Here is a 24,072-nt window from a genome sequence, read left to right on the forward strand (position 1 = left end):
AGCGGCCCCGCCAGCGGCGGCGCCGTCTCGATGGCCGCTTTATAGGAGCACCCCACTCAGACTGTCAACACGCTTCTTGAAAGTTTTTCGACAAAAATGGATTTCGGTTGGAAGATCGCGTGTTTTCAATGGCTTAGCGCTTACCCGGCAAATGGATAGGGCCAGCCAGGCCGGTCCAAATCGAATGACAGCTGCGATCGGCCTGCTCCTTGAGGGAGCCGCTCGGCACGGGAAGCTCGTTCCGGCCTTGCCCGCCATCCATCCTGTGCTCATACCCAAATCCTATGGGCCGCCTAGCTTATATCATCCCCCCGTCACGAAGCGGTCCGAGCGATGAGCAATCCCCTTCTCTATCTCTCGCACAAGGATGTGCGGGCCTGCGCCGTGTCCCCGCTTGAGGCGCGCGAGGCGGTGCTTCGCGCCTTTTGCGACCATGCCGCCGGCTTGAACCGCAGCCTGCCGAAGAGCGCGCTCGCGCTCGGACCCGGCCACGCCTTTCAGGCGATGACGGCAGCATCAGAGGCTCAGGCTATCGCCACGGTGAAATGGGTCGCCTCCGCGCCGTCACAGCCGGGCAGCACTGTGCCAAGCGTCAGCGCTCTGATCTGCGCCAGCGACTATGCCACCGGCGCACCGCTCGCCATCCTCGACGGCGACGAGATCACACTGGTGCGGACCGCGGCAATGTCGGCAGCCGCCGCCTCGCTGCTCGCGCCGCCGGATGCACGTACGATCGGCTTCGTCGGCTGCGGCCTGCAGGCTCATGCCCACCTCGCCGCTTTCCATGATCTCTATCCTGATCTCGCCAACGCGCTGATGCTGAGCCGCAGCCGCAGTTCGGCCGAGCGCTTGGCGGAGATGGCCGCGGCGCGGGGCCTCGCCATCGAGATCGTCGACGATGCCGATACGCTCCTCGCCCAAGCCGACCTCGTCATCTCGATGGTGCCGGCAGCACCGGGCTTGTGTCCGTTCCTCGACGCCAGGCGGATGAAGGGCGCGGCCTTTGCGGCCGCCGTCGATACCGGCCGCAGCTGGCTGCCAGAGGCCCTGCCCGCCTTCGACATCCTGGCAACCGACAGCCTCGCCCAGTCGCAGGCGCCCTATGATGTCGACGGCCAGCCGGTCACCAGCGTCCGCTTCGGCCATGATCTCGCCGATCTCGTGCAAGCGCCGCTCGCCGACGCCGGGACCAAGCGCTCACTGTTCTGCTTCCGCGGCTTCGCGCTGGCGGATCTCGCGCTGGCGCATCTCGTCCTGGAGAAGGCGCGCGCTGGCGGCGTAGGAATCTCCCTGCCGCGCTAGCAACCCTGCCATGCGCCGGCTTTCCCTTCGCGTGCAGGCGGCCTACCTTCCCATGGACAGAGGCGCTTCCGACAGGAGAAGGCGATGACGAAGGGTTCCGATCTCCTGGTGGCCGCCCTCGAGAACGAGGGCGTCGACCGCATTTTTGGCGTCCCAGGCGAGGAGAATCTCGACGTCGTCGAGTCGCTCCGGACCTCGAAGATCGAGCTCGTCCTGACCCGGCATGAGCAGGCCGCGGCCTTCATGGCCGCGACGCATGGCCGGCTGACGGGTAAGCCCGGCGTCTGCATCGCGACGCTCGGGCCCGGCGCGCTCAACTTCTCGACCGGCGCGGCCTATGCCCATCTCGGCGCCATGCCGATGATCCTGATCACCGGGCAGAAGGCGATCATGAGCGCCAAGCAGGCGCGGTTCCAGATCGTCGACGTCGTCGCCTCGATGAAGCCGCTGACCAAGATGACCCGGCAGATCGTCAGCGCCGCCAGCATCCCGGCGGTGGTGCGCGACGCCTTCCGCGTCGCGATGGAGGAACGGCCCGGCCCGGTGCATCTCGAACTGCCGGAAGACATCGCCGGTGAGGAGGTCGCCGACGTGCCGCTGATCCCGGTGCATCCGCTGGAGCAGCCGGTGGCTGATCCGAGGGCGATCGCCCGCGCGGCCGAGATGATTGTGGCGGCCAAGCGACCGCTTGTGATGATCGGCGCCGCCGGCAACCGGCCGCGGCTGGTCGAGCCGCTCTCCGATTTCGTGCGGCGGATCAAGCTGCCCTTCTTCAACACCCAGATGGGCAAGGGCGCCGTCACCGGCGGCTCGAACCTCTATGTCGGCACGGCCGCCCTTTCCGAGGGTGATTATGTCCACCAAGCGGTCGACCGCGCCGACCTGATCATCGCGATCGGCCACGACACCGTCGAGAAGCCGCCCTTCCTGATGAAGAGCGCCGGCGGGCCGAAGGTGATCCATGTCGGCTACCAGTCGGCGACGGTCGAGCAGGTCTACCACCCCGATGCCGAGGTGATCGGCGATATCGGCGCGACCGTCACGGCACTGGCCGAGCGGCTCGGCGGCCGGCTCGAAGCCGATCCGGTCATGCTGGAATTGCGCCAGAAGATCCTAGCGCATCTCAACGACCGCTCCGAGGAAGACCGTTTCCCGATCACGCCGCAGCGCATCGTCCATGACATCCGCGCCGTGATGCCGGAGGACGGCATGGTCTGCCTCGACAACGGCATGTATAAAATCTGGTTCGCGCGCAATTACCGCACCCATGTCGCCAACACGCTGCTGCTCGACAATGCGCTGGCGACGATGGGCGCCGGCCTGCCCTCGGCGATGATGGCGGCGATGCTGCATCCCCAGCGCCGGGTCATGGCGGTCTGCGGCGATGGCGGCTTCATGATGAACAGCCAGGAGATGGAGACCGCGGTTCGCTTGCGCCTCAACCTCGTCGTCGTCGTCCTCAACGACAGCGCCTATGGTATGATCCGCTGGAAGCAGGCGGTCGACGGCTTCGCCGATTACGGCATGAGCTTCGGCAACCCCGATTTCGTGGCCTATGCCAGAGCCTATGGCGCCAAGGGTTCGCGCGTCGGCTCGGCGGCCGAGCTGGTCCCGACATTGGAAGCGGCCTTCAAGGGCGGCGGCGTGCATCTCGTCGAGGTGCCGATCGACTATTCGGAGAACACCCGCGTGCTTGTCGAGGAACTGCGCAACAAGACGCCGGATATCGAGCTGGCCTGAACGAACACCCTCAGTTCCGCTGAGATTTGGTCGTCATTCCGGCCGGAGCGAAGCGGAGCGCCGGAATCCATCATTGGGACCTACGCTGAACGATGGATTCCGGAGCTACGCTGCTTCGCAGCTTGTCCGGAATGACGGCGCGCAGAGCAGCAACAGCACGACTCCGGAAGCCCGAAGGAAACCGAGATGCTGACAGTGGTCCAGGCCTATGATCGCGCCCCGATCGAGGAGATCGCCACCGACGATGCCGCGGCGCTCGAAGCCAAGCTGCAGGCAGCCGAGAAGGTCTTCCGTGATCGCGATCACTGGCTCAAGCCCCATGAGCGGATCGCGATCCTGCGCAAGCTCGCCGAACTGCTGTCGGCCAAGCGCGACCATTTCGCCCGCCAGATCGCGCGCGAAGGCGGCAAGCCGCTGACCGATGCGATCATCGAGACGACGCGCGCCATCGACGGCATCCATAACGCCGCCGACGAACTCCGCAATTTCGGTGGACGCGAGGTCCCGATGGGGCTGACGCCGGCGGCCGTGAACCGCTGGGCCTTCACCACCAAGGAGCCGATCGGCATCGTCGCGGCGATCTCGGCCTTCAACCATCCGCTCAACCTGATCGTCCACCAGGTCGCGCCGGCGATCGCCGTCGGCTGCCCGGTGATCATCAAGCCGGCGAGCACGACGCCGCTCTGCTGCCGCGACTTCGTCGCGCTGGTGCACGAGGCCGGCCTGCCGGAAGCCTGGTGCCAGATGTTCATGCCGGAGACGAACGAGCTCGCAGAGGCGCTCGTGACCGACCGGCGCATCGCCTTCCTCAGCTTCATCGGCTCGGCCAAGGTCGGCTGGTACCTGCACTCCAAGCTGGCGCATGGGGCGCGCTCGGCGCTGGAGCATGGTGGGGCCGCGCCGGCGATCGTCGACCGCAGCGCCGATCTCGACAGGATCATCGAGCCCGTCGTCAAGGGCGGCTTCTACCATGCCGGCCAGGTCTGCGTGTCGACCCAGCGCATCTTCGTGCATGAGGAGATCGCCGATGCCTTCACCGAGCGGCTGGTGGCGCGCGTCGCCAAGTTGCGCACCGGCGATCCCGTGCTGAAGGAGACCGAGGTCGGCCCGCTGATCCTGCCGAAGGAGGTCGACCGGGTGGCGAGCTGGATCGAGGAAGCGGTAAAGGGCGGGGCAAAGCTGGCGACCGGCGGCAAGCGGCTCTCCGAGACGACGTTGGAGCCGGCGGTGCTGCTCGACCCGGCCGCCGACGCCAAGGTCTCGCAGCTCGAGGTGTTCGGGCCGCTGGTCTGCGTCTATCGCTACAGCAAGCTCGACCAGGCCATCGCCCAGGCCAATTCGCTCGATGTCGCCTTCCAGGGCAGCGTCTTCGCGCAAGACATCGACGTCGCCCTGCATGTCGCCGAGCGGCTCGACGCCTCCGCGGTGATGGTCAACGACCCCACCGCCTTTCGGACCGACTGGATGCCCTTCGCCGGCCGCAAGCAATCCGGCTACGGCATCGGCGGCATCCCCTACACCATGCGCGACATGACGCAGGAGAAGATGATCCTCATGAACCGGCGGTGAGGGCTTTTGCTTGGAACCTCGCCGTCTTTCCGGGGCAGGCCGCCAGGACTGAGCCCGGAATCTATGACCACGACGTTCACCGTCATTGCGAGCGCAGCGCAGCAATCCAGCAATCGTAGTGCTCTGCCGCTCCTGGATCGCTTCGTCGGCTTCGCCTCCTCGCAATGACGCTGGAGGCGCGTCGTGGTCATAGATTCCGGGCTCTTCCCTTCGCGAAGCCCCGGAATGACGGCCTTCAGCGCTTCAGCAGCAACTTGACCTTCGCCAGCGCCGAGTCCTGCTCCTCGTGATAGTCGATCAGGCTGCGGAAGCGCCCTTCCGCGTCCATCAGATAGACCGAGGCGGTGTGATCCATGGTGTAGCCGTCCTGCGTCGGGATGCGCCTGGCATAGGCCTTGTACGCCTTCAGCGCCGCGTCGACCTCGGCCTGCGTGCCGGAGAGCCCGACGATGCGCGGATCGAAGGATTGCAGATAGAGCGAAAGCTGCGCCGGCGTGTCGCGCTCGGGGTCGACGGTGATGAAGAGCACATTGAGCTTGTCGGCCTCGGGGCCGAGCTTGCCGAGCAGGGTGGTGAGCTCGAACAGCGTGGTCGGGCAGACCTCCGGGCAATGGGTGAAGCCGAAGAAGACCAGCGTCGGCTTGCCGAGATAGTCGGCCTGCGAGACCTTGCGGCCGGTATGGTCGGTCGAGGTGAAGGGACCGCCGACATCGGCCAGCGGGGTCGATACGGACGCGCCCAAGCTCGGCCGGCCGGGTCCGTCGACACGCCACCAGCCGAGCGTGATCGCTCCGGTGGCGAAGGCGACAAGGATGACAGCAGCCCAGGCGCCGTAACGGATGATCTTGAGGATCGGCATGGCGCTCTGTCTGGCCGCCGGCTTGCCCGGCGTCAACGCGGCGAAATCGACCCGGTCACCGATGCCTGCTGCGGCCCATCGTCGCCACCGCCATAGGGATCGGCCAGTGCAGCCTGCGGCGCGCTGATCTCGACCTTGCCGGCGACCATGGGCTGCATCCGTTCCGGCCCGATATTGCGCAGCAGCTTGCGGAAGCTCTGATGCATGCCGCCGTCGATCAGCGCATAGCTCATCGCCGGCGTGCTGCCGGTGAGCTCGGCGAGGCGCGCCTCGTCGCGGGCGCTGCGCGCGGAGACCAGAGACGCGACCTCCGGATCGGTCTCATAGGCCGGGCACGGCGCGCCCGGGACGAAGGCCGAGGCATCGCCTGCCGGATTGAAGACGTAGCGGCCGCCGCAGGTCGCGAGCCGAGGCGGTTGGCGCGTCGCCTCGAAATGATCCGAACCTTCCTTGAGATTGCGCCAGAAGGCGATGTTCGGATTGCTGCGATGGCGCGCCAGGTTCTCGGGCGTCATCCGGAAGGGGAAGGCCTGGACCTGGAAGCTGCGCTGGCCGCCGGCGAAGGCTTCGCGCGCGAGACCATAGAGTTCCGTGACACCGTCATCGGTCATGGCGTAGCAGCCGGCCGAGGTGCAGGCGCCGTGGATCATCAGGGCCGAGCCGGTATAGCCTTGCGCCTTCTCCAGCGCGTTCGGATAGCCGAGATTGTAGGACAGATAATACGCCGACCGCGGGTTCATCAGCTCCGGCGTCACCGTATAGAAGCCCTCCGGCGCCTGCCGATCGCCCTCGCGCTTCTTCGGGCCGAGCTGCCCCGACCAGCGGCACATCGGATAGGTCTTGAGCAAAGCGTATTGGCCGGAGCGGTCGCGCTTCCAGACCTCGAGCTCGCTCTCCTTCTTGTAGAGGCGCACGACGATCGGGTCGGCCTGGCTCATGCCCTTCGCCGACATCTGCGAGACGAGCGCGGCCGGCAATGGCTGGTTGCCGCGGCTGTCGCCCTCCATCCCGACACAGGACGACAGGGCAAGGGCGACGACGCCGAGCAGCGCGAAGCGCCGGAGACGCCGGAAGAGTGAGAGGTCGGACATGGCTAAAATTATCGGCGTCTGGCGCTAACGACTCGTGAATGGGCTGGAAACCGCGCGACCCTGCGACCTCAGGCCGGTCGAGGTTCAATTGACGTTTCCGTAAACGGCGCGTGCCGACCCAATGTGTCAGGCCGAACGGCCGATGGCGCGCTTGGCCGTCTCGACAGCGCCAGCGCATTGCGGCGCGATCTCGACCAGCACGACATCCGGGCTCGCCGCCCCCGTCCAGAAGCGGACGATCTGGACGATGCCCCAGCCCGGATTCTCGCCGATGCGCGTCACGATCGTCGGCGCCGCGGCACGAGCGCAAGTCGCCACCTTCTCGGCGCTGTCGCGCGGAATGCCGAGGGCCCCGAGCTGGCGGGTGATGGCGCCTTGGATCGGATCGAGGATCAGGAGCGAGACCAAGGCGGCGATGAACGATTCCATCGTGTGGCTTTCGGTTCTGCCTGTGTCGAAATTGCGGTGGCTAGAGGCGCTGCTCGTGACCGTCTCTCCGGTTCATCACCGGTAACGCGGCCAGCAGCATCAGCACTACGCCGAAGCTCAGTGCGATATCGGCGCCGTTGAAGGTCGGCCAGTGCCAATCGCCCCAGTGCAGGTCGAGGAAGTCGGTGACCGCGCCCTGGCGCCAGCGATCGATCGCGTTGCCGAAGGCGCCGCCCGCCATCAGCGAAAGACCGATACGTTCGAGGCGATGCCCGGCGAACGTCGCCCAGACCAAAAGACCGAAGCCGGCCGCGAACTTGAACAGCCCGAGCAGCCCCGGCCAGGCTTCGAGCGTATCGCGGAACAGGCCGAAGCTGACGCCTGTGTTGAAGCCGAGGCGCAGGTTGAGGAAGGGCGTGAGCGCGATCAGCCGGGGCGGATTGAGCACGACCTCCAGCATCAGCCATTTGCTGGCCTGATCGAGCCCGGCGGCCGCGAGGGCGACGGCGGCAACAGAGGCTAGCCTGCGCGACCAGCTCATGCGACTTCTCTGGCGACACCGAGCCGGAAGAACACTCTCTCCATGCCGGACATGCGGCGCTCCTCAGCCGGCCTTGCCGGCGTCGAAGCGCAGCAGGCGCAGCGCGTTCGCGGTAACCAGCACGGTCGCGCCGGTATCGGCGAGGATCGCGACCCACAAGCCGGTGTAGCCGAGCACGCTGGTGACCAGGAACACCGCCTTCAGGCCGAGCGCGATCGCGATATTGGCGCGGATATTGCCCATCGCCGCCCGGGCCAGCCGGATCATGGCGGCGATGTCGCGCACCCGGCTCTTCAGCACGGCGCCATCGGCGGTCTCCAGCGCGACGTCGGTCCCCGAACCCATCGCGACGCCTATAGTGGCGGCGGCCAGCGCGGGAGCGTCGTTGATGCCGTCGCCGACCATCATCACCGGCGCCTCCCGCGAGAGCGCCTTGATCGCAGTGACCTTGTCGTCCGGCATCAATTCGGCCTTGTGCTCCAGGCCGAGCGAGCCGGCGATGGCGGCGCCGGTGCGGGCATTGTCACCGGTCAGCATCACCGAGCGGACGCCGAGCGCCTTGAGCTCGGCGATGGCAGCAGCGGCATCCTCGCGCGGCTCGTCGCACAAGGCGATGAGGCCCGCGAGCTCACCGTCGGCGATGACGGCAGCAACCGTCTTGCCGGCGGTTTCGAGCCGCTCGACCGCTTCCAGCGCCGCCGCATCGAAGCTGGCGCGATCCCGGGCATGACGTGGCGCGCCGACGAAGACGGCGATGCCGTCGAGCTCGCCGGTGACGCCCTTGCCGGCGATCGCGGCCGCATTGGCGGCGGCACGCACCGGGACGCCATCCGCCTTGGCGCGGGCGATGATGGCGAGCGCCAGCGGGTGGCTGGAGCCGGTCTCGACGGCGGCGGCGAGCTCGACGACCTTGCGCTCCTCGCGACCGAGCGCGACGATTTCGGTGACGCGCGGCTCGCCCGCGGTCAGCGTTCCCGTCTTGTCGAAGGCGACGACGCCGGTGCGCGCGGCCGCCTCGATCACCACGCCGCCCTTGAGCAGCAGGCCCTGGCGCGCGCCGGTCGAGAGCGCCGCCGCGATCGAGGCCGGCACCGAGATGACCAGCGCGCAGGGGCAGCCTATCAAGAGCAGCGCCAGCGCCCGGTAGATCCAGACCGACCACTCGCCGCCAAAGGCGAGCGGCGGGACCAGTGCGACCAGGATGGCGAGGCCGACGATCGCCGGCATGTAGATCCGCGAGAAGCGGTCGATGAAGCGCTCGGTCGGCGCGCGCGCTTCCTGCGCCTCCTCGACCAGGCGGATGATGCGGGCGATGGTGTTGTCCTGCGCCGCCTTCTCGACGCGCACGCGCAGCGCCGCCTCGCGATTGACCGAGCCGGCATAGACGGGATCGCCAACACCCTTGGTCTTCGGCACGGATTCGCCGGTGACCGGGCTCTCGTCGATGCCGGAGATGCCGTCGCTGATGGCGCCGTCAGCCGGGATGCGATCGCCCGGACGCACCAGCACGATCTGGCCGACCGTCAGCGCGGCAGCATCGACCAGGCGGGTCTCGCCGTTTTCCTCGACCAGAGCCGTCTTCGGCACGAGATCGCCGAGAGCGCGGATCGAGGCGCGGGCTCGGTCGGCGGCGACGCCTTCCAGCACCTCGCCCACGGCGAAGAGAAAGACGACCAGCGCCGCCTCCTCGGCCGCGCCGATGACGAGCGCGCCGGTCGCGGCGATCGTCATCAGCATCTCGATGGTGAAGGGCTCGCCGACCCTGGCCGCTGCGAAAGCGCGGCGGGCCACCGGCACCACGCCGATCACGCAGGCGACGACGAAAGCCCAATAGGCGGCCGCATCCGAGACGGCGAGCTTGGCAAGCCAGGCGCCGGCGAGCAGCGCCCCGGTCAGGAGGACGAGCCGGCCCTTGCCGGTCTGGTACCAGGAGACGCCTTCCGGCGTCGGCTCATGGACATGGCCGGGCAGGCCGTGGCCATGGTCGGCGGACTTGCCGGTCTTGCCATGGGCACGGTCGTGGTCGTGAGCGTGGTCGCGCGCATGATCATGCGCCTTCTCTTCCGAGCCGTGGTCATGACCGCAACCGCAGCTCGAAGCCGGCTCCGGCGTTGCCACGCGCGGCGCGCTCGCCGGCGTCGCCGTATAGCCCAGACTGACGACGCGCTTTTCGACGGCGTCGCGCCGCGTTCGGCTCTCGTCGAGGGCGAGCGTCAGCGTTTCCGACATCACCGAAAGACGGACATCGGAGACACCGGGCAGCCGTTCGACCGCACCGCGAATCTTCGCGGCGCAACTGGCGCAATCCATGCCGCCGACCTTCCAGGACAGCGTTTCCGTTTCGGTTTTTGCGGCAGTGGCCATGCGTCGTCTCCGCTTGACAGCGTTGCGGGACCACCTACCTACAACCTCTAGCCACTACAGCTTCAAGAGGAAAAATCATGCGGCCGGCAAAAGCTCTCGCAAAGTCCCTTGAGCGCGTGGTGCCGATCGGGACGCTGGCCGAGCGGACCGGGGTCAAGGTCGAGACCATCCGCTATTACGAGCAGGTCGGCTTGCTGCCGGAGCCGGAGCGCTCCGAGGGCAACCAGCGCCGCTATGGCCGCGCCCATGTCGAGCGGCTCGCCTTCATCAAGCATGGGCGCGATCTCGGCTTCGCGGTCGAGAGCATCCGCACCCTGCTGCGGCTTTCGGACACACCCGGCATGGCCTGCGACGAAGCCCATGCGATCGCCGCCGAGCATCTCGAGGAAGTGCGCGACAAGATCGCACGTTTGCGTTCGCTGGAGGCGGAACTCGCCCGGATCGCAACGGTTTGCTCGGGCGGCGTCGCCGCCAGCGACTGCGCCGTGATCGAGGCGCTGGCCGACCATAGCCATTGCGAGCATCACGGCCACTGAGACATTGACGGAAATTGACCCTGCCGGCAGCCATGCTATCGAAGCGGCAGGAGGATCGGTTTTGTCCGCAGGGCGTCGCAGAGCAGGGATGAGACGCTGGGTCGCGCTGGCCGCGGCCTATCTCGTCGTGCTCCAGGCGATCTTCGCGGGCCTCGCCTCCGGCGCCAATGCGGCGAGCTTCAGCCTCGACCGCTCGCTGGCGATGACGCTCTGCGCGCCCGGTGAGACGGCAGGACCGACCGGGCACGGTGAGGCGGCCGCGCATGAGCTGATGAGCTGCTGCATGCTCGGCTGCGCTTTCTCCGGCACCGGCGCTCCAGCCGCCCCGAGCAATTCTCTGCCGGTCATCCATCGCGCCGTCGATCTCGTCGCCTTCCAGCGCCGGCTCGACCTGCCGGCCGGTTTCGCCGCCGGGCGATCTCCAGCGAATCCGCGCGCGCCGCCCGCCAGAGTCTGAACAGGATAGGCCTGCGCGCTCTGCTCGCGTCGCCTGCCCCTTGCTGACGGCCGCCAGCGGCCCCTCCCAACTCCATTCATTCGCGACGGCCCGTTGCCGGATCGCGCGCGCTTCCCGAACCCCGGCCGCCACGAGCGGCTGCGCCGGCCGTGCTGGCGCCCTTTCGTTAGGACTCTCGACGATGAAATCGCTTTCGCTCGCCGCCCTCGTCGCGGCTTTCGCTGCCGGCCCGGCCTTCGCTCATGTCACGCTGGAGACCCAGCAGGCCCCGGTCGGCTCGACTTACAAGGCCGTGCTGCGCGTGCCGCATGGTTGCAAGGGCGCGGCCACGACCAATGTCCGCGTCCGCATCCCCGAGGGCGTAATCGCGGTCAAGCCGATGCCCAAGCCCGGCTGGGCGCTGGAGACGACCAAGGGCAAGTACGAGAAGTCCTATGACTACTACGGCACGCCGACGGCCGAAGGCGTCACCGAAGTCAGCTGGAGCGGCGGCAAGCTGCTCGACGAGCACTATGACGAGTTCGTCCTGCGCGCCTATCTGACCGCCGATCTCAAGCCCGAGACCACGCTTTACGTGCCGGTCGTGCAGGAATGCGAGGGCGGCGCGACCGAGCGCTGGATCGAGATCCCGGCGGCCGGCAAGGCGGCGGACGACTACAAGTTCCCGGCCCCCGGCCTGAAGCTGACGCCGAAGAAGTGAGGCAGCGCGGCCGGGCTTCCGAGCCCGGTTGCCCGACCGCATGACCCGGCAGCTTCGCCTTATCCTCGTCCTGCTCGGCCTCGCCCTCGCCTCGCTCGCGACGGCGGGGCAGGCACTGGCGCATGCCGCCCTGACGAAGACCGTTCCGGCCGACGGCGCGGTCGTCGCCAGCGCACCCGGCGAATTCAGCCTGAGCTTCAGCGAACCCGTCGCGCCGCTGGTGCTAAACCTGATCGGCCCGGACGGGACGAGCCGCGCGCTGACGCGCTTTGCGCTCGCGGACCGGACGCTCACGATCATCGCACCGGCCGACCTTGCCCATGGCACGCATATACTGAGCTGGCGCGTCGTCTCCGAGGACGGCCATCCGGTCGGCGGCTCGGTGCTGTTCTCGGTCGGGGCGCCGAGTGCTGCGCCTGCCATCACCGCCAACCAGACCGAGCCGGCGGTCCGCATCGCGCTCTGGCTCGGCAAGCTCGGACTTTATCTCGGTCTCGCCTTGGGCATCGGCGGTGTCGCCTTCATGGTGTGGATCGCCCCCATTCCCGCAACCGCGCGCCGGCCGATCGCGGGCTTCCTTGTGCTCGGGCTGCTGTCGCTGCCGGTCGCCTTCGCGGCGCAGGGGCTCGATGCGCTGGCACTGCCGCTGTCCGGCGCGTTGGAGCCTGCAGCCTGGCAGGCGGCGGCTGCGAGCAGCTTCGGCCGCACTGCGCTGGTGGTCGGTCTCGCTTTGCTCGTCGCGCTGATCGCGCTCCGCATGCCCGATCAGAGCGGACGCCTGGTCGCAATCCTCGGCTGGCTTGGCGCCGGCACGGCTCTCGCGGCGAGCGGTCATGCCAGTGCGGCCGAACCGCAGATGCTGACCCGCCCCGCCGTGTTCCTGCACGCGGTCGGCATGGCCGGCTGGGCGGGCGCACTGCTGCCCCTCGCCTTCGGCCTGCGCCAGCCTGAGGGAGTGCAGGCGCTGCGACGCTTCTCGCGGCGGATTCCAGCGCTGCTGCTCGCCATCGTGCTCAGCGGCCTAGCGCTCGCCATCGTCCAGGTCGAGCATCCGCAAGCCCTGCTCACCACACCCTACGGCCTCGTGCTCACCGGCAAGCTCGTGCTCGTCGCAATGCTGATCGGGCTCGGCGCCTTCAATCGCTACCGGCTGACGCCTGCGGCGGCGTCTGGACGCGCGAGCGCCCGACCGCTGCTGACCCGGATCATCGCGGCTGAGATCGCGATCATCGTCGCCATCCTCGCTGTCGTCGCGCTCTGGCGCTTCACGCCGCCGCCCCGCGCCCTCGCCGCCGCGGCAGCGCAGCCGGCCACCGTCCATATCCACACCGACAAGGCGATGGCCGACATCAGCGTGACGCCGGGCCGCACCGGCCCTGTGACCATCACCGTCTCGCTGCTCGACGGCCAGTTCGGCTCGCTCGCGGCGAAGGAATTGCGGCTTGCCCTGTCACGGCCGGAAGCCGGCATCGAGCCGATCGAGCGGCAGGCTGCGAAGCAGGCGGACGGTAGCTGGCAGGTTGGCAATCTGACGCTTCCCGTCGCAGGCCGCTGGACCATCGAGCTCGAGATCCTGGTCTCGGATTTCGAAATGACCCGTCTCAAGGACACGCTCGACATCCGCCCCTGAACCCGATCCAACTTTCACAACCGAAGGAGTTTCCGATGGTCTCTCGCCTCGCTTACACCGCCGTCGCCGCCCTGGCGCTCGGCGGCGCCGCCGTCGCCCAGAACTACACGGCCGGCCCGCTCAAGATCGAGCAGCCCTGGACGCGCGCGACGCCGGCCGGCGCCAAGGTCGCCGGCGGCTATGTCGCGGTCACCAACACCGGAGCTGCGCCCGACCGCCTGATCGGCGGCAGCAGCGAGATCGCCGGCAAGGTCGAGATCCACGAAATGGCGATGAACAACGGCGTGATGACCATGCGCGGACTGCCCGATGGCCTCGATCTCAAGCCCGGCGCCAAGCTCGAGCTGAAGCCCGGCGGCTACCACATCATGTTCATGGATCTGAAGCGCCAGCTCAAGGAGGGCGAGAAGGTCAAGGGCACGCTGACCTTCGAGAAGGCCGGAGCGGTTCCGGTCGAATTCTCCGTGCAGTCGGTCGGCGCCCGCGCTCCGGCCGAAGCCCACAAGCACTGATCGCCGCCAGAAGCTGCGAAATTATCGAGGCCGCCGGGCGCAAACCCGGCGGCCTTTTTCATGCCCGCTTGACGGTTTCAGGCATGAGAAGTACGGTCCATATGAGAAAACAAATGATCCATAATATGGATCGATTGGAGGAACGCAGTGCTGCAGGGCATGCTCCCGGTGTTGCCGACGCCGTTCACCGAGGCGGGCGCTGTCGATCCCGAGGCGATGGCGGGGATCGTCGACTTCGCCCTCGCCTGCGGCGTCGACGGCGTGGTGTTCCCGGGCTTCGCCAGCGAGGTCGACGAACTCACCGCGGCCGAGCGGGCGACGCTGCTGAAGGTCGTGGCCAGCAAAGTCGGCGGTCGCGTCCCGATCGTCGCCGGCGCGAGCGCCCCGACCGCGCTCGAAGCGATCGCGCATTGCCGCGAGACCCTGGCCAACGGCATTCGCCACGTCATGATCCAGGCGCCCAAGAGCGTCGGCGCGACGGCGGAAGCGGTCTCGGCCTTCTATGGCGAGATCGCCGCGGCCGTGCCCGGCATCGAGATCGTGCTGCAGAACGCGCCGGCGCCGCGCGGCTCCGACCTCAAGCACGAGGCGATCCTGCAAATCGTCGGCGCCAATCCGGCGATCAGCTATGTCAAGGAGGAGACGCTGCCGTCTGGCCTCGCCATATCGGCGATCGCCGCCGGCAAGCCGGAGCATCTGAAAGGCGTGATCGGCGGCGGCGGGGCGCGCTATCTGATCGACGAATACAATCGCGGTGCTTGCGGCGCGATGCCGGCAGTCGAGTTCGCCGACATCCATGTCGCGATCGACCGGGCCTATCGCAGCGGCGACATCGCTCGCGCGCGCGATCTCTATATGCGGACGCTGCCGCTGCTGGTGATCCAGTTCAATTTCCGCATGGCCTTCACCAAGCATGTGCTGACGCGGCGCGGCGTGCTGACCAACCAGGTCGTGCGGGCGAAGGTGCCGCCGATGGATGCGCTCGATGTCGCCGAGATCGACGCCTGGCTGGATGCCTGCGCCGACCTCATGACAGTCGATGCGCGCGAGCCGACGCTCGCCGGAGGCGTCTGATGGCCGAGCGCGTCGCCCGCGTCGAGGTCTTCTCGATCACCATTCCGCGCGAGACGCCCTATCTCGGCGCCTTGCGCGAGGGCGAGCGCATCAACGATCACGGCTATATCGTCCGCAAGGGCAACCGCACGGTCTATCCGACCGTCGACCGCACCGTGATCGTGCGGATCGAGACGGCAAGCGGCGCGGTTGGCTGGGGCGAGACCTATGGCATCGTCGCCCCCGGCGCGACGATGGCGATCATCGACGACCTGCTCGGCCCCTTCGTCGTCGGGCGCGACCCGCGCGACGTCAGCGTCATCCATGATGATCTCTACGACCTGATGCGGGTGCGCGGCTATACCGGCGGCTTCTATCTCGACGCGCTCGCCGCGATCGACATCGCGCTCTGGGACCTCTGCGGCAAGCTTTCCAGCCTGCCGCTGGTCAAGCTGCTCGGCGGGCAGAAACATGAGCGTTTGCCGGCGTACATCTCCGGCCTGCCCAAGCCGACGCGGGCCGAGCGAGCCGAGTTCGCGGCGGAATGGCAGGACAAGGGTTTCGGCAGCTTCAAGTTCGCCGCGCCGGTCGCCGATGACGGCAATGTCGCGGAGATCGCGACGCTGCGCGAGCGGCTGGGCCCGCAAGCCCGCATCGCCTGCGACATGCACTGGGTCCATACCAGCGAAGAGGCCGTCGCGGCGATCCGGGCGATGGAGCCGCATGGGCTCTGGTTCGCCGAGGCGCCGGTGAAGCCGGAGGATCTCGACGGTCTCGCCCATGTGGCGTCCAAGGTCTCGACGCCGGTCGCGGCCGGCGAGGAATGGCGCACCGTCTACGATCTCGTGCCGCGCGCCGCTCGGCGGGCCTGCGCCATCGTGCAGCCGGAGATGGGCCATAAGGGCGTGACCGAGTTCATGCGCATCGGCCTCTATGCGCAGGCGCACCACCTCAGGGTCATCCCGCATGCCACGATTGGCATCGGCCTGTTCCTCGCGGCGAGCCTGCATGCATCCTCGGCGCTGTCGGCGGTCGAGTGCCATGAATTCCAGCACTCGATCTTCGAGCCGAACCGGCGATTGCTCTTGGGCGACATGGACTGCAGCGGCGGCTTCTATCGTTTGCCGAGCGGTCCAGGCCTCGGGGTCGAGCCATCGAAGGAAGCGCTCAAGCTGCTGAAGCGGCTCTAGCGACTAGAAAAACCAAGGGAGGAGGAGACCATGACGAGGACAAGGCTAGCATTCTCCGCGGCTGCGCTCGCGCTCGCCGCCGGCTTTCTCCCCGGCGCCGCCTGGGCGCAGGGCAAGGTGCTCAAGTTCGTCTCCTGGCAGAAGGACGAGCGCGGCGTCGGCGACTGGTGGGGCTCGGTGATCAAGGAGTTCGAGGCGACGCATCCCGGCGTCAAGATCGAATGGACCAAGGTCGAGCGCGGCGCCTATGCCGACACGATGACGACGCTATTCGCCGGCGGCAAGCCGCCGGATATCGTCCACCTCGCCTCCTTCGAGTTCCAGAAATTCGCCGACAATGGCTGGCTGGAGCCGCTCGATCCTTACATCAAGGAGGCCAAGCTCGACCTCAAGGGCTGGGCCGGGCAGGACACCTGCAGCTGGAACAAGCAGACTGTCTGCACGATGATGCTCTATTTTGGCTACATCTTCGCTTACAACGAAGAGCTGCTGAAGAAGGAAGGTCTTGCCGTTCCGAAGACCTATGCCGAATTCCTCGCCGCCGCGCAGAAGCTGACCAAGGACGTCAACGGCGACGGCATCGTCGACCAGTTCGGCACCGGCCACGAGACCAAGGGCGGCGGCGGCCAGTACATGAGCGAGATGATGAACTACACGCTCGATGCCGGCGGGCGCTGGACCAACGATGCCGGCAAGGTAACGATCAACACGCCGCAGATGATCGAGGGCCTGTCGCGCTGGAAGACCATCGTCAAGACCAGCCTGACCCCGCGCGACCTGGCGGCCGGCGAGGTCCGCCAGATGTTCGCCGACGGCAAGATCGCGATGAAGATGGACGGGCCCTGGCTCTACCCGATCATCCAGAAAGGCAAGGCCAAGGACCAGATCAAGCTCGGCATGGTGCCGTTCAAGCCGCCGGTCGGCGGCTCCTCCAACGTGCTCGGCATCGCCGCCGATGCGCCCAAGGAGAACAAGAAGCTGGTCTGGGACTTCATCGCCATCGCGACCTCGGACAAGTTCCAGTCGAGCTATGCGACGCTCGGTGCCTCGCCGCCGCCCTCCCCGCGCGCCGACACCTCGGCCGCGACCAAGGACACGCCGCATTTCGACCTCTTGGTGCAGGCGACGAAAGCGGCAGCCGACGCCAAGGTCGACCGCATCCCGAAGGGGCTGGAGTTGCAGTTCAACGAGTTCGCCAAGATGGTCATGGAAGAATCGCAGCGCATGATCATCCAGGACCTCGACCCGAAGGCGGTCGCGGCGACGATGCAGGCCAAGGCCGAGGCGCTGCAGAAGCAGTAGCCGGAGTGCCGTCATGGCCGGGCTTGACCCGGCCATCTCGGAAACCAGCGCCCTCTCGTCATTCTCGGGTCTGCGCTTCGCTCCGCCCGAGAATGACGAGCTTCGGCAAGGAGGCCCCATGCCCCGATCAGCCTTCCTCGACCTTGCCCGCCCGAGCCGGCGGCACTGGCTCGGCTATCTCCTGCTGGCGCCGGCAGTGTTGCTGATTGCGCTGATCATCGTCTATCCGCTGTTCGTCTCGGTCGATCTCTCCTTCCAGAGCGTCAACATCGCCCGGCTCGACCAGCCGCGGCGGCCGTTCACCACCGCCAATTACGAACGCCTCTTCGCCTCCGAGGATTTCTGGAACGCCTGCTGGGTGACGTTTAAGCTCGTCACCATCGTCTCCTTCTTCTGCTTCCTGCTCGGGCTCGGCACGGCGCTGTTGGTCAACAACCGCTTCAAGGGCCAGGCGCTGGCGCGGCTGCTGGTCGCCCTGCCCTGGGCGATCCCGGAAGTGATCGCAGTCGTGATCTTCGCCTGGCTGTTCGATTCCTCCTTCGGCCTGATGAACTGGCTCTTCATCAAGCTCGGCCTGGTCGATCAGACGATCAACTGGTTCTCCTCGCCCGAGGCGGCCTTCGCCGTCGTCTGCACGGTGATGGTCTGGAAGGGCTATCCCTTCGTCTCGATCATGATGCTCGCCGGCCTGCAGTCGATCCCCGAGGATTTCTACAACGCCGCCAAGGTCGACGGCGCCCGCGCCTGGCAGCGGCTCATCCACATCACCATCCCCTCGCTGATGCCGGTGATCGGCGTCACGCTCGTGCTGGTGATGCTCTGGGTCTTCCGCGACTTCTCGATCATCTACGTGCTGACCGGCGGCGGGCCGCTGAAGGCGACGCAGTCGCTCTCGATCATGACCTACGAGCAGGCCTTCGGCTTCTTCAAGATGGGTTACGCCTCCGCCATCGGCGTCATCACCCTGATCGTCTGCGTGATCGCGAGCCGGCTGATGATCGCCCGCGCTCCGGACAATATCTGAGGAGGCGGCGATGATTTTCCGGATCGCGTTCACCCCCCGCATGGTCATCCCGGACGAAGCGAAGCGGCGATCCGGGATCCATTCCGGAACCTTATTCGGAAATGCTCGGGAATGGATCCCGGGTCTCCTTTCAGTCGCCCGGGATGACCGCGCGAATGAATGCGAGGCGCTGTCGTGAAACGCCGCTCACTCCGCGCGTTTGCCCTCTACGCGCTCGTCATCGCAACCTGCGCCATCCTGGTCTTCCCGATCTACTGGCTCCTCGTCACCGCGCTATCGGAACCGAGCCAGCTGCGGCAACTGCCGCCGAGCTTCTGGCCGGCCGAGCCGCGCTGGGGCGTGTTCGGCCAGATCATGGCAGAGCGACCGATCCTGCTCTGGCTCGGCAATTCGGCCCTCGCCGCCATTGGCGCGGTCGCGATCTCGATGGTCGTCTCGGTGCTCGCCGGCTACAGCCTGTCGCGCTTCCGGGTGCGCGGCGGCCAGTCGCTCGGCCTCTTCATCCTGACCGCCAAAATGCTGCCGGCGACGCTGCTGGTGATCCCGCTCTTCGGCATCTTCCGCAATCTCGAGCTGATCGGCAGCCTCTGGTCGATCATCCTCGCCCACGCCACGCTGATCATCCCGTTCACCACCTGGATGCTGAAGGGCTATTTCGACACGATCCCGCACGAGCTCGAGCAGGCGGCGATGGTCGATGGCTGCTCGCCGCTCGGCGCGCTGGTCAGGGTGATCCTGCCGGTCTCGGCGCCGGGGCTGGCGGCGACCGCGCTCTACGGCTTCGTGCTGTCCTGGTCGGACTATGCATATGCCCGCACCTTCCTGACCAACGCCCAGGGCAATTGGACCGCCAATCTCGGCATCACCACGATGAAGGGCGAGTACATCTCGAACTGGAGCGACATCTCCGCCGCCTCCATCCTCGTCGCCCTGCCGATCCTCGCGATCTACCTCTTCCTCGAACGCTATCTCGTCGGCGGCCTGACGGCCGGCGCCGAGAAGTAGAGACGTCCCATGGCCGGAATCCGCATCGACAGCGTCACCAAATCCTATGGCGGGCTCACCGTCCTCAAGGAATTCTCGCTCGACATCGCCGATGGCGAATTCGTCGTCCTCGTCGGCCCGTCGGGCTGCGGCAAGTCGACCATGCTCAAGATCCTCGCCGGGCTGGAGGAAGCCTCCTCCGGCACGATCGCGATCGGCGAGCGCGACGTCACCGATCTCGCCCCGGGCGACCGCGACATCGCCATGGTCTTCCAGAACTACGCGCTCTACCCCCATCTCACCGTAGCCAAGAACATGGGTTTCGGCCTGAAGATGCGCGGCACCGATGCCGGCGAGATCGACCGGCGCGTCAACGAGGCCGCAAAAATCCTCGGCATCGACCATCTGCTCGAGCGGCGGCCGCGTGCCCTCTCCGGCGGTCAGCGCCAGCGCGTCGCGCTCGGCCGGGCGATCGTGAGGGAGCCGCAGGCCTTCCTGATGGATGAGCCACTCTCCAATCTCGACGCCAAACTGCGCGTCCATACCCGCGCCGAAATCAGCGCCCTGCACAAGCGGCTGCGTGTCACCACGATCTACGTCACCCACGACCAGACCGAGGCGATGACGATGGCCGATCGCATCGTCATCATGAAGGACGGCGTGATCCAGCAGATCGCCTCGCCCGATGTGATGTTCCGCGAGCCGGCCAATCTCTTCGTCGCCGGCTTCATCGGCTCGCCCGGCATGAACTTCCTCAGGGCGAAGGCGCAGGCCGCCAGCGGCGGCGTTATGGCGAAGCTGTTCGGCCATGATGTGGCGCTGCCGATCGCGAACTCCGCCGCGCTCGCTGGCAGGGAGATCGTCGTCGGCCTTCGACCCGAGCACATCGCCGCCGGCCCGGGATCGATTTCGTTCACGGTGACCCCGCGGCTGATCGAGAGCCTCGGCAGCGAGCAATATGTCTATGTCGACCTGCCCGAGGAGCATCGCCGCGAGGCGAGCTCCGGCGGTGACGATGAGTCACGGCGGACCTCGCTGATCGCGCGATTGATCAATCCGGAGCTGCGCCCGCCGGGCGAGACGCTGACGCTGTCCTTCGATCCGGCCCGCCTGCATGTCTTCGATGCCGCCAGCGGCGAGGCGATCCGATGAAGACGATCCTGGTCACCGGCAGCGCCGGGCGCGTCGGCTCGCGTGTCGCCCGCGAACTGCTCTCATCGGGCCACCGCGTCACCGGCTTCGACCTGCGCGCCAGCGGCATCGATCACCCCGCTTTACGCGAGGTGCTCGGCGGCTTCGACGATCGCGCTGCGGCGAGGGAGGCCGTGCAGGGCACTGACGCGATCCTGCATCTCGGCGCCTTCATGTCCTGGCTGCCCGCCGATCGGGACAGGCTGTTCCAAGCCAATGTCGAGGGCACCCGTGTGCTGCTGGAAGAGGCCGCGGCGGTAAGGCCGAAGCGGCTCGTCTTCGCCTCCTCCGGCGAGGTCTATCCCGAGAACGTGCCGGATTATCAGCCGATCGACGAGGACCATCCGCTGAAGCCGCGCTCGCCCTACGGTTTGAGCAAGCTGCTCGGCGAAGAGATCGTGCGCTTCTTCGAGCGGACCAGCGGCACTCCAGCGACCATCCTGCGCTTCTCGCACACGCAGGATGCGGGGGAACTGCTCGATCCCGGCAGCTTCTTCTCCGGCCCGCGCTTCTTCCTGCAGCCAAAAATCCGGCAGCAGGAGGGTTTCGGCAATGCCGCCGCCGTCGCGGCGCTGCGCGCCATCGACGATGGGCGCGAGGCGCTGGTGCTGTCGCGCAACGAGGCCGGCCGCCCCTTCCGCATGCACATCACCGACACCCGCGACATGGTCGCCGGCATCCTGCTGGCATTGTCGGACGAGCGGGCCGCCGGCCGCACCTATAATCTCGGCGCGACCGAGCCGGTCGACTTCGCCGCCGCGCTGCCGATGATGGCGGAGTTGACGGGACTGCCGTTGAAGACCATCGACCTGCCGGGCGCCGGTGTCTTCTACGAGACGTCGAACGCCAGGACCCGGACCGAACTGGGATTTGAGCCGCAATGGACCTTCGAGCGCATGATCGGCGAGGCGGCGCAGGCGCGGGCGAAGCGCGCGTCCTGACGCCGGACGAGCGCGACGTCCCGACCGGCGCAGCCGCCCTCGCCAAGGGCCTCTATCTCCTCGACGTGATCGGCGAGGCGCCGGCACCGCCGCGCTTCCGCGACCTGCAGGCCGCGACGGGCCTGCCCAAGGGCACGCTGGCGCGCATGCTCAACACGCTGCTGACCTTCCGCCTGATCCGGCATGAGGAGAGCGACAACACCTACCGGCTCGGCCACCGCCTGTTCGAGCTCGCCCACCGGGTCTGGGAATCCTTCGATTTGCGCGGCGCCGGCGCGCCCGCGCTCGACCGGCTGGCCGAGGAGACGCGCGAGACCGCCGCGCTTTGCGCCATCGACAATGGCGAGGTACTCTATATCGACCAGCGCAGCCGCGGCGGCCCCTATGGCTTCCGCATCGAGATCGGCCGGCGCGCGCCGCTGCATTGCACCGCCGGCGGCAAGGCCCTGCTCGCCTTCGTCCAGCCGCATGAGCAGCGCGCCCTCGTGGATCGTCTGAAGCTAGAGCGCTACACCGAGACGACCATCACCGAGGAAGAAGCGCTCGCCGCCGACCTCGCGCTGACCCGGGCGCGCGGCTATGCTGTCTCGCAGGAGGAGCATGTCGCCGGCGTCGCCTCGGTCGCGGCGCCGATCTTCGACCATACCGGCCGGGCGGTCGCGGCGATCGGCGTGTTCGGCCCGTCTTCGCGGCTGACGCGCGAGCGGCTGCACACCACCGGCCGCGACCTGATGGCGGCCGCGAGGCAGATCTCCGGCAATGTCGGCGCGACGCAGATGAACATTTCCCCGGCGCCGCGCTCGGCCCGGCCGGTCGATCCGAACGTGCAATGCGTGCTGCCCTGGGGCGCCCATCTCGCCGAGGGGCCCTACTGGTCGGCCGGTGAGCAGCGGCTCTACTGGGTCGACATCCTCGCGCCCTCGGTCAACCGCTTCGACCCGGCGACCGGCAACAACGAGGAGGTGACGCTGCCGCGCCTGGTCAGCGCCGTGCTCGGCCGCCGCGGCGGCGGGCTGGTGGTGCTGACGCAGGAGGGGTTGGAGGCCTTCGATTTCGCCAGCGGCCGGCTGACGCCGCTCGCCGATCCCGAGGCCGACATCCCCGACAATCGCTTCAATGACGGCAAATGCGACCGGCAGGGCCGGCTCTGGGCCGGGACGATGCGGCTTGACGCCAGCCGCGCTTCGGGCTCGCTCTACGCGATCGCGCCGGACCTCTCCTGGCAGCGGCAGGAGAGCGGGCTCACCGTCGCCAACGGGCTCGACTGGAGCCCGGACGGACGGAGCTTCTACTTCGTCGATTCCGCCCATAGCCGCATCTATGCCTACGCGTTCGAGGCCAAAACCGGGACGCTGGCCGATCGCCGCGTCTTCGCCGAGGTCGCCGGCCGGCCGGACGGGCTCGCGGTCGATGCCGAGGGCTTCGTCTGGTGCGCGATCTGGGATGGCTGGTGCCTGCACCGCTATGCGCCGGACGGCCGGCTCGATCGCGAGGTCTGGCTGCCGGTGCCGCGCCCGACCAGCCTCGCCTTCGGCGGGCCCGACCTCAAGACGCTGTTCATCACCACGGCTCGCATCCGGCTCCCTTCGCGAGTGCTGGCTGAAGCGCCGTTCTCGGGCGGGCTCTTCACCTTGCCGGTCGATGTGCCCGGCTTAGCCGCAGCGGAGTTCGCCGGTTGAGGGTCGAAGCCAGCTATCCCGATCTCGCCGGCAAGGCGGCGCTGGTCACCGGCGGAGCCGACGGCATCGGCCGCGCCATTGTCGAGGCGCTGACGCGGCAGGGCAGCAAGGTCGCCTTCCTCGATATCGACGCCGAACGGGGCGAGCGGCTCGCAGCCGAGCTCACAGCGGCCGGCAACCCGGCCTCGTTCCATCAGGTCAACCTGCGCGACGTCCCGGCGACGCAGGCGGCGATCGCTGCGGCGCGTGGCCTGCACGGTCCCTTCACCATCGGCGTCAACAATGCCGGCCATGACGAGCGGCATGACTTCGATGCGGTCAGCGAAGCGTACTGGGACGACCGCTTCGCCGTGAACCTCAGGCCGATGATGTTCGTGGCACAGGCTCTGGCGCCGGACATGCGCGGGCTCGGCGGCGGAGCGCTGGTCAACCTGTCCTCGACCTCATGGATGAAGGGATCGCCGCACATGATCGCCTACACCACGGCGAAATCGGCGGTGATCGGCTTCACCCGCTCGCTGGCACGCGCGCTCGGGCCCGACGGCATCAGGGTCAACTGCGTCACGCCGGGCTGGGTGATGACCGAGCCCCAGCGCACCAAATGGTGGACGCCGGAGAAGGGCGCGGCCAACCAGGCGGCGCAGGCGCTGAAGGGCGAGATCCTGCCGGAGGACATCGCGCAGATGGTGCTCTTCCTCTGCTCGGACGTCTCGCGCATGTGCGCCGGCCAGAACTTCATCGTCGACGCCGGCACGGTCTGAGGCATCGAGGGTCGGATGTCGCTTGAGCAGCGTCGTTCGGCCGGCCTGACGCCCTCGATCCCGGCGCGGTCCTCGCGCAAAGGTGAAACAAGTCGGCAGTCCGCCCAAGCATCCGGAATACTTGAACTGTTCCGGACGGAGAGCAGTGGAAGCCTTACTTTAGAATATATGTAAACTATTGTATTTGCTAACCAATTCGCTCTGGTTTAACTGCTGG

Annotated in this window: 22 protein-coding genes; 17 read left to right on the plus strand and 5 right to left on the minus strand. The window is 67.5% G+C overall.

All coding sequences use genetic code 11. From position 1 onward, the window contains the following. The first annotated feature begins 333 nt into the window (after nucleotides 1–333). From BMZ69_RS13185 to BMZ69_RS13195, 3 genes are all read left to right on the plus strand, one after another. A complete protein-coding gene (locus BMZ69_RS13185; RefSeq protein ID WP_092157154.1) occupies nucleotides 334–1,302 on the plus strand; it encodes a hypothetical protein in 969 nt (322 codons plus the stop codon). An 84-nt stretch (nucleotides 1,303–1,386) separates the two neighbouring features. Then, nucleotides 1,387–3,042 (plus strand): acetolactate synthase large subunit, encoded by a 1,656-nt coding sequence (locus BMZ69_RS13190; RefSeq protein WP_092157156.1) that lies wholly within the window; start codon nucleotides 1,387–1,389, stop codon nucleotides 3,040–3,042. 186 nt (nucleotides 3,043–3,228) lie between these two features. Further along, on the plus strand, nucleotides 3,229–4,611 hold the full coding sequence (locus tag BMZ69_RS13195; protein WP_092157157.1) for an aldehyde dehydrogenase family protein: 1,383 nt from the start codon (nucleotides 3,229–3,231) through the stop codon (nucleotides 4,609–4,611). A gap of 235 nt (nucleotides 4,612–4,846) precedes the next feature. Here BMZ69_RS13195 and BMZ69_RS13200 read toward each other — a convergent pair whose 3' ends face one another. From BMZ69_RS13200 to BMZ69_RS13220, 5 genes are all read right to left on the minus strand, one after another. After that, the gene (locus BMZ69_RS13200; RefSeq protein ID WP_092157159.1) at nucleotides 4,847–5,470 is read right to left on the minus strand and encodes an SCO family protein; all 624 of its coding nucleotides are present in this window, start codon (nucleotides 5,468–5,470) and stop codon (nucleotides 4,847–4,849) included. Nucleotides 5,471–5,502: 32 nt separating this feature from the next. Continuing rightward, entirely contained in the window at nucleotides 5,503–6,561 is a 1,059-nt protein-coding gene (locus BMZ69_RS13205) for a L,D-transpeptidase family protein (RefSeq protein WP_092157161.1), read from the minus strand. A gap of 126 nt (nucleotides 6,562–6,687) precedes the next feature. Continuing rightward, nucleotides 6,688–6,990, minus strand: a complete 303-nt coding sequence (locus BMZ69_RS13210) for a hypothetical protein (protein ID WP_092157167.1) — start codon at nucleotides 6,988–6,990, stop codon at nucleotides 6,688–6,690. Between the two features lie 40 nt (nucleotides 6,991–7,030). After that, complete coding sequence (gene lspA / locus BMZ69_RS13215; RefSeq protein ID WP_092157170.1) at nucleotides 7,031–7,531, minus strand: signal peptidase II; 501 nt, start codon at nucleotides 7,529–7,531, stop codon at nucleotides 7,031–7,033. 63 nt (nucleotides 7,532–7,594) lie between these two features. Continuing rightward, nucleotides 7,595–9,895, minus strand: a complete 2,301-nt coding sequence (locus BMZ69_RS13220) for a heavy metal translocating P-type ATPase (RefSeq protein ID WP_092157172.1) — start codon at nucleotides 9,893–9,895, stop codon at nucleotides 7,595–7,597. A 116-nt stretch (nucleotides 9,896–10,011) separates the two neighbouring features. Here BMZ69_RS13220 and BMZ69_RS13225 point away from each other — a divergent pair, with 116 nt between their 5' ends. From BMZ69_RS13225 to BMZ69_RS13290, 14 genes are all read left to right on the plus strand, one after another. Continuing rightward, nucleotides 10,012–10,431 (plus strand): MerR family transcriptional regulator, encoded by a 420-nt coding sequence (locus BMZ69_RS13225; RefSeq protein WP_092157537.1) that lies wholly within the window; start codon nucleotides 10,012–10,014, stop codon nucleotides 10,429–10,431. 88 nt (nucleotides 10,432–10,519) lie between these two features. Continuing rightward, nucleotides 10,520–10,888: a hypothetical protein gene (locus tag BMZ69_RS13230; protein WP_092157182.1), complete on the plus strand. Its 369-nt coding sequence runs from the start codon at nucleotides 10,520–10,522 to the stop codon at nucleotides 10,886–10,888. A gap of 181 nt (nucleotides 10,889–11,069) precedes the next feature. Beyond that, on the plus strand, nucleotides 11,070–11,588 hold the full coding sequence (locus tag BMZ69_RS13235; protein WP_092157185.1) for a YcnI family copper-binding membrane protein: 519 nt from the start codon (nucleotides 11,070–11,072) through the stop codon (nucleotides 11,586–11,588). A 40-nt stretch (nucleotides 11,589–11,628) separates the two neighbouring features. Continuing rightward, the gene (locus BMZ69_RS13240) at nucleotides 11,629–13,218 is read left to right on the plus strand and encodes a copper resistance CopC/CopD family protein (RefSeq protein ID WP_092157187.1); all 1,590 of its coding nucleotides are present in this window, start codon (nucleotides 11,629–11,631) and stop codon (nucleotides 13,216–13,218) included. A 35-nt stretch (nucleotides 13,219–13,253) separates the two neighbouring features. Further along, entirely contained in the window at nucleotides 13,254–13,730 is a 477-nt protein-coding gene (locus BMZ69_RS13245; RefSeq protein ID WP_092157188.1) for a copper chaperone PCu(A)C, read from the plus strand. Between the two features lie 159 nt (nucleotides 13,731–13,889). Further along, entirely contained in the window at nucleotides 13,890–14,804 is a 915-nt protein-coding gene (locus BMZ69_RS13250; protein WP_092157539.1) for a dihydrodipicolinate synthase family protein, read from the plus strand. Next, nucleotides 14,804–15,973 (plus strand): mandelate racemase/muconate lactonizing enzyme family protein, encoded by a 1,170-nt coding sequence (locus BMZ69_RS13255; protein WP_092157194.1) that lies wholly within the window; start codon nucleotides 14,804–14,806, stop codon nucleotides 15,971–15,973. The genes BMZ69_RS13250 and BMZ69_RS13255 overlap by 1 nt, the downstream gene beginning before the upstream one ends. Nucleotides 15,974–16,003: 30 nt before the next feature. Continuing rightward, nucleotides 16,004–17,275, plus strand: a complete 1,272-nt coding sequence (locus BMZ69_RS13260; protein WP_092157195.1) for an ABC transporter substrate-binding protein — start codon at nucleotides 16,004–16,006, stop codon at nucleotides 17,273–17,275. A gap of 118 nt (nucleotides 17,276–17,393) precedes the next feature. After that, complete coding sequence (locus BMZ69_RS13265) at nucleotides 17,394–18,299, plus strand: carbohydrate ABC transporter permease (RefSeq protein WP_175506792.1); 906 nt, start codon at nucleotides 17,394–17,396, stop codon at nucleotides 18,297–18,299. 174 nt (nucleotides 18,300–18,473) lie between these two features. After that, the gene (locus BMZ69_RS13270) at nucleotides 18,474–19,304 is read left to right on the plus strand and encodes a carbohydrate ABC transporter permease (protein WP_092157541.1); all 831 of its coding nucleotides are present in this window, start codon (nucleotides 18,474–18,476) and stop codon (nucleotides 19,302–19,304) included. Between the two features lie 9 nt (nucleotides 19,305–19,313). Continuing rightward, nucleotides 19,314–20,435: an ABC transporter ATP-binding protein gene (locus BMZ69_RS13275; RefSeq protein WP_092157202.1), complete on the plus strand. Its 1,122-nt coding sequence runs from the start codon at nucleotides 19,314–19,316 to the stop codon at nucleotides 20,433–20,435. Then, a complete protein-coding gene (locus BMZ69_RS13280) occupies nucleotides 20,432–21,415 on the plus strand; it encodes an NAD-dependent epimerase/dehydratase family protein (protein ID WP_092157204.1) in 984 nt (327 codons plus the stop codon). Before BMZ69_RS13275 ends, BMZ69_RS13280 begins: the two co-directional genes overlap by 4 nt. Continuing rightward, nucleotides 21,355–23,094, plus strand: a complete 1,740-nt coding sequence (locus BMZ69_RS13285) for an SMP-30/gluconolactonase/LRE family protein (protein ID WP_092157205.1) — start codon at nucleotides 21,355–21,357, stop codon at nucleotides 23,092–23,094. The genes BMZ69_RS13280 and BMZ69_RS13285 overlap by 61 nt, the downstream gene beginning before the upstream one ends. Beyond that, entirely contained in the window at nucleotides 23,091–23,855 is a 765-nt protein-coding gene (locus tag BMZ69_RS13290) for an SDR family NAD(P)-dependent oxidoreductase (protein WP_092157208.1), read from the plus strand. The genes BMZ69_RS13285 and BMZ69_RS13290 overlap by 4 nt, the downstream gene beginning before the upstream one ends. Nucleotides 23,856–24,072: the final 217 nt, after the last annotated feature.

This window comes from Allobosea sp. CRIB-10, from assembly GCF_900112185.1.
GTDB lineage: Bacteria > Pseudomonadota > Alphaproteobacteria > Rhizobiales > Beijerinckiaceae > Allobosea.

Coding starts and splice junctions, on each gene's coding strand:
- BMZ69_RS13185 (WP_092157154.1), top strand. CDS start 334: ATGAGCAATCCCCTTCTCTATCTCTCGCACAAGGATGTGCGGGCCTGC.
- BMZ69_RS13190 (WP_092157156.1), top strand. CDS start 1,387: ATGACGAAGGGTTCCGATCTCCTGGTGGCCGCCCTCGAGAACGAGGGC.
- BMZ69_RS13195 (WP_092157157.1), top strand. CDS start 3,229: ATGCTGACAGTGGTCCAGGCCTATGATCGCGCCCCGATCGAGGAGATC.
- BMZ69_RS13200 (WP_092157159.1), bottom strand. CDS start 5,470: ATGCCGATCCTCAAGATCATCCGTTACGGCGCCTGGGCTGCTGTCATC.
- BMZ69_RS13205 (WP_092157161.1), bottom strand. CDS start 6,561: ATGTCCGACCTCTCACTCTTCCGGCGTCTCCGGCGCTTCGCGCTGCTC.
- BMZ69_RS13210 (WP_092157167.1), bottom strand. CDS start 6,990: ATGGAATCGTTCATCGCCGCCTTGGTCTCGCTCCTGATCCTCGATCCG.
- lspA (WP_092157170.1), bottom strand. CDS start 7,531: ATGAGCTGGTCGCGCAGGCTAGCCTCTGTTGCCGCCGTCGCCCTCGCG.
- BMZ69_RS13220 (WP_092157172.1), bottom strand. CDS start 9,895: ATGGCCACTGCCGCAAAAACCGAAACGGAAACGCTGTCCTGGAAGGTC.
- BMZ69_RS13230 (WP_092157182.1), top strand. CDS start 10,520: ATGAGACGCTGGGTCGCGCTGGCCGCGGCCTATCTCGTCGTGCTCCAG.
- BMZ69_RS13235 (WP_092157185.1), top strand. CDS start 11,070: ATGAAATCGCTTTCGCTCGCCGCCCTCGTCGCGGCTTTCGCTGCCGGC.
- BMZ69_RS13240 (WP_092157187.1), top strand. CDS start 11,629: ATGACCCGGCAGCTTCGCCTTATCCTCGTCCTGCTCGGCCTCGCCCTC.
- BMZ69_RS13245 (WP_092157188.1), top strand. CDS start 13,254: ATGGTCTCTCGCCTCGCTTACACCGCCGTCGCCGCCCTGGCGCTCGGC.
- BMZ69_RS13250 (WP_092157539.1), top strand. CDS start 13,890: ATGCTCCCGGTGTTGCCGACGCCGTTCACCGAGGCGGGCGCTGTCGAT.
- BMZ69_RS13255 (WP_092157194.1), top strand. CDS start 14,804: ATGGCCGAGCGCGTCGCCCGCGTCGAGGTCTTCTCGATCACCATTCCG.
- BMZ69_RS13260 (WP_092157195.1), top strand. CDS start 16,004: ATGACGAGGACAAGGCTAGCATTCTCCGCGGCTGCGCTCGCGCTCGCC.
- BMZ69_RS13265 (WP_175506792.1), top strand. CDS start 17,394: ATGCCCCGATCAGCCTTCCTCGACCTTGCCCGCCCGAGCCGGCGGCAC.
- BMZ69_RS13275 (WP_092157202.1), top strand. CDS start 19,314: ATGGCCGGAATCCGCATCGACAGCGTCACCAAATCCTATGGCGGGCTC.
- BMZ69_RS13280 (WP_092157204.1), top strand. CDS start 20,432: ATGAAGACGATCCTGGTCACCGGCAGCGCCGGGCGCGTCGGCTCGCGT.
- BMZ69_RS13285 (WP_092157205.1), top strand. CDS start 21,355: ATGGACCTTCGAGCGCATGATCGGCGAGGCGGCGCAGGCGCGGGCGAA.